Source organism: Erwinia sp. QL-Z3 (assembly GCF_004551645.1).
In the GTDB taxonomy this organism is placed as follows: Bacteria; Pseudomonadota; Gammaproteobacteria; order Enterobacterales; family Enterobacteriaceae; genus Erwinia; species Erwinia billingiae.
In genome coordinates this window covers 468,955-481,093 of record NZ_CP037950.1, presented here as the reverse complement: position 1 = coordinate 481,093, position 12,139 = coordinate 468,955, and the positions used below count along the sequence as shown (strand labels likewise).

13 protein-coding genes are annotated in these 12,139 nt (G+C 55.4%); 3 read left to right on the top strand and 10 right to left on the bottom strand.

The genetic code is table 11. From position 1 onward, the window contains the following. Positions 1–15 precede the first annotated feature (15 nt). Positions 16–570 (bottom strand): YggT family protein, encoded by a 555-nt coding sequence (locus E2F51_RS02880; RefSeq protein WP_013203688.1) that lies wholly within the window; start codon positions 568–570, stop codon positions 16–18. Positions 571–578: 8 nt separating this feature from the next. Then, positions 579–1,286, bottom strand: coding sequence for a YggS family pyridoxal phosphate-dependent enzyme (locus E2F51_RS02875; RefSeq protein WP_105760125.1), 708 nt, complete (start codon positions 1,284–1,286; stop codon positions 579–581). Positions 1,287–1,302: 16 nt separating this feature from the next. Between E2F51_RS02875 and E2F51_RS02870 the strand changes: the two genes are divergently transcribed. Beyond that, positions 1,303–2,310, top strand: coding sequence for a type IV pilus twitching motility protein PilT (locus E2F51_RS02870; protein WP_134822685.1), 1,008 nt, complete (start codon positions 1,303–1,305; stop codon positions 2,308–2,310). Positions 2,311–2,326: 16 nt separating this feature from the next. On the opposite strand, the gene ruvX is transcribed toward E2F51_RS02870, so the two are convergent. The 8 genes from ruvX to metK form a co-directional block, all read right to left on the bottom strand. Then, positions 2,327–2,749, bottom strand: coding sequence for a Holliday junction resolvase RuvX (gene ruvX, locus E2F51_RS02865; protein ID WP_013203685.1), 423 nt, complete (start codon positions 2,747–2,749; stop codon positions 2,327–2,329). Continuing rightward, positions 2,749–3,312 (bottom strand): YqgE/AlgH family protein, encoded by a 564-nt coding sequence (locus tag E2F51_RS02860; RefSeq protein ID WP_013203684.1) that lies wholly within the window; start codon positions 3,310–3,312, stop codon positions 2,749–2,751. Before E2F51_RS02860 ends, ruvX begins: the two co-directional genes overlap by 1 nt. Before the next feature lie 94 nt (positions 3,313–3,406). Next, positions 3,407–4,351: a glutathione synthase gene (gshB, locus tag E2F51_RS02855; RefSeq protein ID WP_013203683.1), complete on the bottom strand. Its 945-nt coding sequence runs from the start codon at positions 4,349–4,351 to the stop codon at positions 3,407–3,409. A gap of 38 nt (positions 4,352–4,389) precedes the next feature. Beyond that, complete coding sequence (gene rsmE, locus E2F51_RS02850) at positions 4,390–5,121, bottom strand: 16S rRNA (uracil(1498)-N(3))-methyltransferase (protein WP_134822684.1); 732 nt, start codon at positions 5,119–5,121, stop codon at positions 4,390–4,392. Between the two features lie 74 nt (positions 5,122–5,195). Then, entirely contained in the window at positions 5,196–5,909 is a 714-nt protein-coding gene (gene endA / locus E2F51_RS02845; protein ID WP_134822683.1) for a deoxyribonuclease I, read from the bottom strand. 105 nt (positions 5,910–6,014) lie between these two features. Next, positions 6,015–6,539, bottom strand: coding sequence for a SprT family zinc-dependent metalloprotease (locus E2F51_RS02840; protein ID WP_013203680.1), 525 nt, complete (start codon positions 6,537–6,539; stop codon positions 6,015–6,017). Positions 6,540–6,608: 69 nt separating this feature from the next. Beyond that, positions 6,609–8,006 (bottom strand): sugar porter family MFS transporter, encoded by a 1,398-nt coding sequence (locus E2F51_RS02835; RefSeq protein ID WP_013203679.1) that lies wholly within the window; start codon positions 8,004–8,006, stop codon positions 6,609–6,611. Between the two features lie 413 nt (positions 8,007–8,419). Beyond that, the gene (metK, locus tag E2F51_RS02830; RefSeq protein ID WP_013203678.1) at positions 8,420–9,574 is read right to left on the bottom strand and encodes a methionine adenosyltransferase; all 1,155 of its coding nucleotides are present in this window, start codon (positions 9,572–9,574) and stop codon (positions 8,420–8,422) included. Positions 9,575–9,911: 337 nt separating this feature from the next. Between metK and E2F51_RS24270 the strand changes: the two genes are divergently transcribed. Together E2F51_RS24270 and speA are read left to right on the top strand one after the other, a co-directional pair. Further along, positions 9,912–10,013, top strand: coding sequence for a virulence promoting factor (locus tag E2F51_RS24270; protein WP_225309839.1), 102 nt, complete (start codon positions 9,912–9,914; stop codon positions 10,011–10,013). Further along, complete coding sequence (speA, locus tag E2F51_RS02815; RefSeq protein ID WP_134822682.1) at positions 10,006–11,982, top strand: biosynthetic arginine decarboxylase; 1,977 nt, start codon at positions 10,006–10,008, stop codon at positions 11,980–11,982. The genes E2F51_RS24270 and speA overlap by 8 nt, the downstream gene beginning before the upstream one ends. The last annotated feature ends 157 nt before the right edge of the window (positions 11,983–12,139 follow it).

Here is a 12,139-nt window from a genome sequence, read left to right as displayed (position 1 = left end):
TCCAGAATTTTCAGGTTACAGCAGATACCAGAGGCCAGGGAACAGGTCCATGCCCAGGTAGTTCAGCATATAGAGGATCAAAATCACTACCATGGCCGAGAAGTCGATACCGCCCATCGCGGGCAATATCCGGCGTATAGGGGACATCAGCGGCTCGGTCAGTTGGATCAGCACCTGATCCACCGGGCCACGGCCCTGGCTGATCCAGCTCATCAGTGAACGGATGATGATCACCCAGAACACCAGGTTGCCCGCTGACTTCAGCAGCGATAACAGACCCACCAGCAGATTCATCGGGTCAACCGAGAAGGCACCCACCTGAATCAGCAACAAAATCGGGTATTTCAGCGTCGTCAGCACAAACGCCAGCAACAGTGACGCGGTATCTACCGGGCCAATGGAGGGCAGGATCCGTCGCAACGGTTTCACCACCGGTTGGGTAATTTTAACGACAAACTGCGCCAGCGGGTTATAGAAATCGGCTCGTGACCACTGCATCCAGATACGTAATAACAGCACCATTACGTACAGATCGATCAGGGTTTTGACCAGGAAAGTCAACGTCAGCATGGGGTTCCTCAGTTATTGTTGTGAGCGGCGCTGTAATCACGCGCGCCAAAAATAGCGGTGCCAATGCGCACCATGGTACTGCCTGCCGCGATTGCAGCATCCATATCGTCGCTCATTCCCAGAGAAAGCGTATCGACAGCGGGATAGTCTTTTTTCAGTGCGTTAAACGCCTCTGCCATCTGCTGGCACACCGCTAACTGCCGCGCATACTCCGCTTCGGGTGCCGGAATGGCCATCAGGCCACGCAGCGTTAAGCGCGGCAGCAGGGCGATCTCTTTTGCCAGTTCGCTCAGAGCCTCCAGCATGATGCCAGATTTACTGTTTTCGTCACTGATGTTTATCTGAATCAGCACATTCAGCGACGGCAAATCAGCCGGACGCTGTTCGTTAAGCCGGGTGGCAATTTTCAGCCGGTCCACGGTGTGGCACCAGCCAAAGTTCTCCGCCACCAGTCGGCTCTTGTTGGATTGCAGCGGACCAATAAAGTGCCACTCCAGGGCGGAATTCCCCAGCGCCAGGATCTTATCCACGCCTTCCTGCACGTAGTTTTCACCAAAACACCGCTGGCCCGCAGCAATAGCTTCTTCGACCGCGCTCTGGGGTTTTGTTTTGCTGACTGCAAGCAAAGTAATCTCTGCCGGATCGCGCCCGCACTTTGCGGCTGCCGCGGAGATTCGCTCGCGGACTTGCTGTAGGTTGTGCTGAATCGAGGTCATAGTCAGGGAGTATTATATGGATATTGAGGACATGGTGGCCCTTAGTGTAAAGCATAACGCCTCGGATCTGCACCTTTGCAGTGGTCATTCTCCATTCTGGCGCCGTTGCGGCCAACTTGAGCCGATCGGCGCTTTACCGGTGGTCACCAGCACGATGCTGGAAAGCCATGCGCGGCACTGGCTGACCGACGCCCAGCAGGCGGCATTCGCACAGGCCGGGCAGCTGGATTTTGCCCTGACCATGGCGGACGGAACACGGCTGCGTGCCAACCTGTTCCGCCAGCGGCAGGGGCTGTCGCTGGCGTTGCGAGCGATCGCAAGCGAAAGCCCGGATATGGCCGCGCTAAAGCTGCCGGAAATTACCCGCTCGCTGCTTCAGCTGCAGGCCGGGCTGGTGCTGGTCACCGGGGCAACCGGCAGCGGAAAGTCCACCACGCTGGCGTCAATGATTGCCGCCATCAACCAACAGCAGGCGCGGCATATTCTGACGCTGGAAGATCCCATCGAGTTTCTGCATCACAGCCAACGCTCGCTGATCCAGCAGCGCGAAATAGGCACGCATTGCGCGTCGTTCAGCGAAGGGTTGCGCAGCGCGCTGCGTGAAGATCCCGATGTCATCCTGCTGGGCGAACTGCGCGACGGCGATACCATTCAGCAGGCATTAACCGCCGCGGAAACCGGGCATCTGGTGCTGGCAACGCTGCATACGCGAGGCGCAACGCAGGCCGTGGATCGGCTGGTAGATGTGTTTCCGGGAGCGGAGAAAAACCTGATCCGCAGCCAGCTGGCCGGGAGCCTGAAAGCGGTGATCGCGCAACGGCTGGAGCCGGAAGGCGAGGGCCGCATCGCACTGTTCGAAGTGCTGGTCAATACGCCAGCGGTCGCGAACCTGATCCGTGAGGGCAAAACCCATCAGCTTGGCGGATTACAGGAAACGGGATCGCAGGTCGGCATGCAAACCTTTTCTCAGTGCCTCAAACAGAGGCAACAAGCGGGAATGCTGCTCCAGCTGGCAGGGGATTAGGGTGGATTGTGCGACCTCAGGACCAGCTGTTTTCAAACCAGCTTTCGAGGATGATCACGGCGGAAAGGGAGTCGACGCTGCCTTTACTCAGGGCACGAAAACCCCCGCGCTCGAACAGCTCGGCGCGGGCTTCTACCGTGCTCAGGCGCTCGTCATGAAGGTCAACCTGCACGCCAAAACGGCCATGAATGCGGTTGGCAAACTTACGTGCCCGGGCCGTCAGCGGTTGCTCGGTGCCGTCCATGTTCAGCGGCAGTCCAACCACCACGCGATCGGGTTCCCACTCTTTCAGCAACGCTTCAATCTTGTTCCAGTCCGGCGTGCCGTCCTGGGCCTTCAATGCCGCCAACGGCCTGGCGGTGCCGGTTAACTGTTGGCCGATCGCGACGCCGATGCTTTTGGTACCAAAATCAAACGCAAGCAAGGTCATATGGCTCATCAGGCGTGACCTGCATCGCTGGCGATATTGTGAATATCCACGCCGATGCTTTTTGCCGCTTCACGCCAGCGTTCAGCGATCGGGGTTTTGAACAGGATATTGCTGTTAGCCGGGGTGGTGAGCCAGGCATTTTCCAGCAGCTCACTTTCCAGCTGGTCTTTTTCCCAGGCGCAATAACCCAACGCGACCAGCACGTCTTTTGGCTGCTCCGGGGTTCCCAACGTTTCCAGCACGTCACGGGAGGTGGTGATCACCGTGTTGTCAGAAACACGAATGCTGGAGGCAAAGGTACGCTGGGCTGAATGCAGGATAAACCCCCGATCTTCCGCCAGCGGGCCGCCAGAAAAGACCGGCTTGTCGAGTTTGACCTCGGCTTCGCGTGGGGTAGGGCTGATTTTTAGCTTCTTGAGAATGCCGTCAACGGTCAGATTGTCCATTGGCTTATTCACAATCACGCCCATTGCCCCATCATCATTGTGCTCGCAGATGTAAACCACCGAGCGCTTAAACAACGGGTCTTGCAGCGTGGGCATCGCAATCAAAAAATGATGCTGTAAATTCATATCAGGATTCTGTAGTAGGGTTAACCGCCCAGGGCTGGCGCCCCGGGCGTAATTAACGGGTTAATAAAGGGGCCCGTTGACCCCATTCGATCTGTCAGGCCAGACGCTTTTCAATCGCGTCCATCAGCATACCAGTAATTGAAACCGGGAATGCTGCCTCGATCTCACGGATGCAGGTTGGGCTGGTCACGTTAATTTCGGTCAGCTTGTCGCCAATAATGTCCAGACCGACAAAAATCAGTCCTTTGGCTTTCAGCGTTGGGCCAACGCGACGGGCAATTTCCCAGTCGCTTTCGGTCAGCGGGCGGGCTTCGCCACGGCCACCGGCCGCCAGATTGCCACGGGTTTCGCCGGACTTTGGAATACGCGCCAGGCAGTAAGGCACCGGCTCGCCATCGACAACCAGCACGCGCTTATCGCCTTCGGTGATCGCCGGGATGTAGTTTTGCGCCATGCAGTAGAAGTTGCCGTGCTCGGTCAGGGTTTCAATGATCACTGACAGATTCGGGTCTTCTTTCTTGATGCGGAAAATTGACGCGCCGCCCATGCCGTCCAGCGGCTTAAGAATGATGTCGCCATGCTCCTGCCAGAATTCGCGGATCTTCTGCGCACTGCGCGTCACCAGCGTGTCCGGCGTCAGCTCGGCAAACCAGGCGGTGAACAGCTTTTCGTTACAGTCGCGCAGGCTCTGCGGCTTGTTGACGATGAGCGTGCCTTTTTCCTCTGCACGTTCAAGAATGTAGGTGGCGTAGATGAATTCGGTATCGAACGGTGGATCCTTGCGCATTAATACCACGTTCAGATCGGCCAGCGCGATGTCCTGCTCGCTGCCGAAGTCGAACCACTTGTCGTAGTTCTGCTCCACGCTCAGGGTGCGGGTGCGCGCACGCGCTTCGCCGCCACGCAGGTAGAGATCGTTCATTTCCATGTAATGAATTTCGTACCCACGGCGCTGTGCTTCCAGCAACATGGCGAAGCTGCTGTCTTTTTTAATATTGATGGAGGTAATCGGGTCCATCACAATGCCAAGCTTAATCATTATTGCTTCTCCAGTGAGCTCTTTTTTTTGCGGATGGGTTAGCCCAAATCGCCAAACCGGACCTGCAGGGCGGTAATCGCCGTCAGGGCCGTCGTTTCTGTTCTGAGCACTCTTGGGCCTAACAGAATATCTGTAAAGCCATATTGTGCTGTCATGCTGATTTCATCAGCGGTTAAGCCGCCTTCCGGGCCAATCAGCAGGCGTACCCGTTCAACGGGCAGCGGCAGAGTATTGATGCTCTGGCTGGCGCGGGGATGCAGGTTCAGCTTTAGGCCATCGTCCTGCTCAGCACTCCAGCGCTCCAGCATCATCGCTTCACGCACCTCAGGCACGCTGTTTCTGCCGCACTGTTCACAGGCAGCAATCACAATTTTTTGCCATTGCTGGTGTTTTTTCGCCAGCCGCTCAGCATCAAGCTTTACGCCACAGCGCTCAGAAAACAAGGGGGTGATCACATTTACCCCAAGTTCTACCGCCTTCTGAATGGTGAACTCCATCTTCTCACCACGCGACATCACCTGGCCTAAATGCAGGTGAAGCGGGGATTCACGGCTATCTTCGCGGCTTTCGCCGAGGGAAACGCGGACGCTTTTTTTGTCGGCCTGCACGATCTCAGCGGCAAAAGTCAGATTACTGCCATCGAACAATTCCAGGGCCTGTCCGGCACCCATTCGCAACACGCGGCCGACATGGGTCGCGGCCTCGTCGCAGAGAGCAATCTCGCTGCCCGCGGTAAGCAATTCGGGATGAAAAATGCGGGGTATACGCATGGAAATCCTGATAAATGTTAGCGGCCGGAAAACAGATCCGGCCTGAAGATGGGCTCTAGTTTAGGTCAGTGATTTTACCGCTGGCAAGCTTGCTGTACATAGGGATTGTGGTTGCCCTGTACGCGCGCGATGCGATTGTCCCGTTCGCACTCCCATGAAGTGACCGGATACTGCTTGTTCCAGACGGTCATCAGCTGGGTTTGCTGCCTGGACATGTCGATCTGATAGCGATCGCGCATATAGAACCAGGTGCGGGCAATGGCGCCGCGCGCACGCGCAGGGGGCTCGGCCTGTTTGTTTTTGAAATCGATCTTCATTTCACACTGACCATACTGGCGCTCGCCGCCATTCCACTGGCTGTACATAAAGTTTCCACGGTCGCCATTCACTTCGCCGATCGAAGGCTGAAGGTTGTGCAGATCGGTCTCGATCTGGCGGTAACCGGCATCTTTCGCGCACTGTTTGCGGCCGCCATTTTGCCAGCACTGACGCTGGTGGCCGAACGTCCAGGCCGGCACCACGTGTTCCCACTCGATGCGTTTCGCCCGGTTGGCATTTTTACGCACCTGATAGCCACAGGAGGCGAGGTCAGGCACGCCTTTTTTCCCTTTCCAGTGGATTTTACAGCCGCAATAGAACGATCCTGGCGCATCGGCGTTGATTTGAGCCGCATATTCTTTGGCCTGACCAAAGCTGTTCTGGTGATAGTTATCCAGGCTGAGGCCGTGAGCGAAAAAAGTCGGTAAAAACAGGGAGAGTGACAAGCAGTAAAAAATTTTGCGAAGCATGTTGCGGGCCTGGCCTGATAAACGAGGCGGCGAGAGTAACAGATGCGATTCGCTTCGGGAAATCAGTGCCAGAAAATCAGCGAGTTATTGCTGAATAATTGGCCATCAGGACGATTTTTCGGATTGTTGGAACTCGCCGGGAGAGAGGCGATCGCCGCAGCGGACGCATCGATACTCGCTTTCGCCCCTGACGACACGGTTATGGCGGCGTACCGTCAGCTGATGCTGCTGACAGCCACAACGGTAGGGGAAAGAGCGACTGCGCACCGATTCAATCTCAAACTTATGGGTGCGCTGCGCCGGCACATCCAGAATGCTTTCCATCATCCACTTCCACTCTTTGCCGTGCGGCGCGACCCGGCCAAAGTGTTTCCACACCAGCAGATGCGCCAGTTCATGCGGCACCACTTCATCAATAAACGCCTGCTGATTTTCCAGTAACAGCACCGGATTCAGGCGGATCTCCCAGTGTTGCAGCCACGCGGTGCCCGCTGCCGTGCCGCGTTGTTGGTAGACCAACTTGGGTTCAGGGTAGCTGCGTTCCAGGCGATGGTTTGCCAGCTGCAATTTTTCACGCAGTGAGCGCATCACGGCTTGTTGCAGGGCAATGGGAAGTCTGAGGGATTTCATACGGCAGAGAATACGATGTGGCAGGGGGGAATTCAATAAAGCTGGCCGGGTTTCCCCGGCCAGAGAGTCTTAGTCACGATGACCGATATCGCGCAGCTTCTTGCCGCCCAACAGGTTACGTTCAATGTGTTCCAGCGAAATACCTTTGGTTTCCGGGATCAGCACGATGGTCAGAATGATAAACAGCACGTTCAGACCGGCGTAAACCCAGAAGGTGTTCGCGTTGCCCAGGGTGTTGAGCATGGTCAGGAAGGTCGCGCCGACAATCATGTTGGCAATCCAGTTGGTTGCCGTAGACACGGTGATACCGAAATCGCGGCCTTTCAGCGGCTGAATTTCAGAACACAGAACCCAGATCAACGGACCGGCACTCATCGCAAAACCGATGATAAACATCAGCAGCATGGCGATAGCGAAGTACTGACCGGTTGAAGAGTGGATGCCCACGTGCAGCATGGTGCCGAGGATACCCATACCGACCGCCATCACCAGGAAGCCCAGTTTCAGCGTTGGCTTACGGCCCCAGCGGTCAACCAGACCGATAGCAATAAAGGTCGCCAGTACGTTAACCAGACCCACAATCACCGTGCCCCACATCTGCTCGGTGGTGTTGGTGAAGCCCGCAATTTCAAAAATCTTCGGCGCGTAATACATGATGACGTTCATCCCGGTGAACTGCTGCATGATCTGCAGAAGCACGCCCAGGTATACCGCGCGACGGAAGTTGCTGTTGCCTTTAAACAGGCTCCAGCCGGATTGTTTGATCTTCAGGCTTTCACGAATTTCGTCCAGCTCGCGTTTCGCTTGCTCGCTGGTGTCACGCAGACGGTCCAGTACGCGCTGAGCGGTACGGAAATCGCCTTTGGCGGCCAGCCAGCGTGGGCTGTTAGGCAGGAAGCAAACGCCAACCAGCAGCAGCGCGGCCGGGATGGTGATCACGCCCAGCATCCAACGCCATTCGCCGGTGTAGCTGAACGCGGTATCAGACAGATACGCACCCAGAATACCGATGGTGATCATCAGCTGGTACAGGGAAATCATACTGCCGCGAATCTTCTCTGGTGCGATCTCAGAGAGGTACAGCGGCGCGGTATAGGAGGCAACGCCAACGGCCAGACCCAGCAGAACGCGGGCGAAGATCAGCATTTCCGGGTTGGATGACATCGCTGACCACAGCGAGCCAATCACAAACAGAATGGCACCGATCATCAGGCTTTTTTTACGGCCCAGGCGGGAAGACATCCAGCCGCTACCGACGGCACCGACGGCGGCACCAAACATCATTGAGCTGACGATCCACTCCTGCTGATGTGCGGTAACGTTAAAATCTTTCGCGATGAATGGCAGGGCACCGGCGATAACGCCGATATCCAGACCAAACAGCAGGCCGGCCAGTGCTGCGAGGAAACAAACAAAGAAGGTCATCGCCTTGTTTGATGTCCTGCTCTTTTTCTTATTATCAGGCATAACGCCTCCATTAAAGTGGTACTGCTTATTGTTGTTATAAATGTTAGAAAACCTTGGCCCACAAGACTGTGCTGCAGATCACATTGGTGTAATCGGTTACACACCAGATCATTCCTAAATGCAGCATTTTCACGCGCGCTTACGCTTTATAACCAGTTAGTCATAGTAGTAAATAGTTTCACTTAGTTCCCGAGTGCCCTTCTATCAGACAGCGCTGAAAATAGCGCATTAGGCTACAGGTTGTTAAGAGAGTTAATTCTTAATTATCAGATATTGGTAAATATTTCTGAGTGTAACCGTTAACAATCAACGCGTCTGAAGCCAAAAAAAGTGTAGACAGCGATGGCCATTCCGCCAGCGTCAGACAGCAAAAAGGGCACCCACCGGGTGCCCTGTGTCCTGCAAGCTGGTGCTTACTTCAGGCCAGCAGCTTCACGCAGCTGTGCAGCCTTGTCGGTTTTTTCCCAAGGGAAATGTTCACGACCGAAGTGACCGTATGCCGCGGTCTCGCGATACATCGGGTGCAGCAGGTCCAGCATCTGAATCAGACCGTATGGACGCAGGTCGAAGAACTCGCGCACCAGCAGCGTCAGCTGCTCGGTAGAGACTTTCTCAGTACCGAAGGTTTCCACCATGATGGAAGTCGGTTCAGCCACACCAATCGCGTAGGAAACCTGAATCTCACAACGGTCAGCCAGGCCAGCCGCAACGATGTTTTTCGCCACATAGCGTGCTGCATATGCCGCTGAACGGTCAACCTTAGACGGATCCTTACCGGAGAACGCACCGCCGCCGTGACGCGCCATGCCGCCGTAGGTATCAACGATGATTTTACGACCCGTCAGACCACAGTCGCCCATTGGGCCACCGATGACGAAACGGCCCGTCGGGTTAATGTGGTATTTGGTGCTGGCGTTGATCCACTCTGCTGGCAGAACCGGCTTGATGATCTCTTCCATCACCGCTTCCTGCAGATCTTTCAGCGAGATATCTTCAGCGTGCTGAGTAGACAGAACCACGGCATCAATACCGACGATTTTGCCATCGTCATACTGGAAAGTGATCTGGCTTTTTGCATCCGGGCGCAGCCATGGCAGGGTGCCATTTTTACGCACTTCAGCCTGACGTTGAACCAGACGGTGAGCATAGGTCACCGGTGCAGGCATCAGCACATCAGTTTCGTTAGTGGCATAACCAAACATCAGACCCTGGTCGCCCGCACCCTGTTCCAGAGGATCGGTGCGGTCTACGCCCTGGTTGATATCAGGTGACTGTTTGCCGATGGCGTTCAGTACGGCACAAGAGTTGGCATCAAAGCCCATATCGGAATGGACATAACCGATTTCGCGTACGGTGTTACGGGTGATCTCTTCAATATCAACCCAGGCCGACGTGGTGATTTCACCACCGACCAGCACCATGCCGGTTTTCACATACGTTTCGCACGCGACACGCGCTTTCGGATCCTGCTCGAGGATGGCATCGAGCACAGCATCAGAAATCTGGTCGGCGATTTTATCAGGATGTCCTTCTGAGACGGACTCGGAAGTGAAAAGGTGTTTGGCCATTAATTCTTTACCTTACTGAATACGGGTTGATAACGACTGCATAGCGCTAAAGACTGTTTGCCAGTTCTCACCGGCTTCGGTTCCCAGCGCCCCCTCAGGCAAAGCCATGAGCAGTACATAACAGGTGACGCTTAGAAGTTAACCATTTAGATGGATTAACATCTGGACGGCTATTTTAGGTCACTCATTAATCGGATTGCCAGCCTTTTTTCTTTAAAGCTTTTTTCAGCTCAGGTAAAAAGTGGAACATTTTCATGACAGGCTTCTCATTCCGCACATTAAGGAATTGCATAATGTTATACTTGAGAGACCGATTGGCGCGGCCTTTCAGCGTTTTATGCTGAATATCCCGCTCGCCGATGGCTTGTTGTTGCGGGTTATCCCTGCGATAGTAGTTAACTGTTCCGCATCACTGAAATTTGAGGCTCGCAATGTCTGACGACATTAAGACAATGAAGGGTTCGTCAGCTGGCGAACAAGGTGGACTCCGCTCTATGCAGGAGGTGGCCATGAGCGATCAAGAAGCCAGCAAGATGCTGCGCACCTACAATATTGCCTGGTGGGGTAATAACTACTACGACGTCAATGAGTTAGGGCACGTCAGCGTCTGTCCGAATCCGGACGTCCCGGAAGCCCGGGTCGACCTGGCGAAGCTGGTGAAAGAGCGCGAGGCCGAAGGCCAGCGTCTGCCCGCCTTGTTCTGCTTCCCGCAGATCCTGCAGCACCGTCTGCGTTCGATTAACGCCGCGTTCAAACGCGCGCGGGAATCTTACGGCTATCGCGGCGATTACTTCCTGGTCTATCCGATTAAGGTTAACCAGCACAAACGCGTTATCGAATCGCTGATCAACTCCGGCGAACCGCTGGGGCTGGAAGCCGGTTCGAAAGCCGAGCTGATGGCGGTACTGGCACACGCCGGTCAGACCCGCTCGGTGATTGTTTGTAACGGCTATAAAGACCGTGAATACATTCGTCTGGCGCTGATCGGCGAAAAGATGGGCCACAAGGTCTATCTGGTGCTGGAAAAAATGACCGAAGTGAAGCTGGTGCTGGAAGAGGCGGAACGTCTGAACGTGGTGCCGCGTCTCGGTATCCGTGCGCGTCTGGCGTCTCAGGGCTCCGGTAAATGGCAGTCCAGCGGCGGCGAAAAATCCAAGTTTGGTCTGTCGGCGACGCAGGTGCTTAAGCTGGTCGATATCATGCGTGAAGCTGGCCGGATGGAAAGCCTGCAGCTGCTGCATTTCCACCTCGGTTCTCAGATGTCCAATATTCGCGACATCGCCACAGGCGTGCGTGAATCGGCCCGTTTCTATGTTGAGCTGGCTAAACTCGGCGTCAACATTCAGTGCTTCGATGTCGGTGGCGGTTTGGGCGTGGACTATGAAGGAACGCGTTCGCAGTCTGACTGCTCCGTTAACTACGGCCTGAACGAATATGCCAACAACGTGATCTGGGCGATCGGCGATGCCTGCGAAGAGCATAATCTGCCGCACCCTACGGTGATCACCGAGTCTGGCCGCGCCGTCACGGCGCACCACACCGTGCTGGTGTCGAACATCATCGGCGTTGAGCGTAACGAATTCAGTGAGCCAAAGACGCCGTCTGCGGACTCGCCACGTCCGATTGTCAGCATGTGGGATACCTGGCAGGAGATGCATCAGCCAAACAACCGTCGCTCGCTGCGCGAATGGCTGCATGACAGTCAGATGGATCTGTTTGATATTCATACCGGCTACTCGCAGGGCACTTATGACCTGACGCAGCGCGCCTGGGCTGAGCAGCTTTATCTGAGCATCTGCCACTATATTCAGCAGCATCTTGACCCGACCAACCGCGCGCACCGTCCCATCATCGACGAACTGCAGGAGCGTATGGCGGACAAGATTTACGTCAACTTCTCGCTGTTCCAGTCGATGCCGGATGCCTGGGGTATCGATCAGCTGTTCCCGGTGCTGCCGCTGGAAGGGCTGAACAAGTCGCCTGAACGTCGCGCGGTGCTGCTGGACATCACCTGTGACTCCGATGGCACCATCGATCACTATGTTGATGGCGATGGCATTGCCACCACCATGCCGATGCCGCAGTACGATGTGGATAATCCTCCGATGCTCGGCTTCTTTATGGTCGGCGCTTACCAGGAAATCCTCGGCAACATGCACAACCTGTTCGGCGATACCGAAGCGGTGGATGTGTTTGCCTATGCCGATGGCCGCGTTGACGTGCATCTGTCTGACGAAGGCGACACCGTTGCAGACATGCTGGAATACGTGCAGCTGGATCCGCAGGAGCTGCTGACGCACTTCCGCAACCAGCTTAAAGAGAGCGATCTGGACGAAGAGCTGCGCGCGCAGTTCCTCGAAGAGTTCGAATCTGGCTTGTACGGCTACACTTATCTGGAAGACGAATAATCTTCACCTGCTGGACGAGTTGACCACGCCGATGGCGGGCGTGGCAATTCTCCGCAAAATCCCTTCCTCGTCGGGTTTAACGACGCGGTGGGGATTTTTTTTATCTCTGTTTCAGCCGAAAGCTGGCCTGGTCCGGCTTCACAGTTAAAGAGGATTT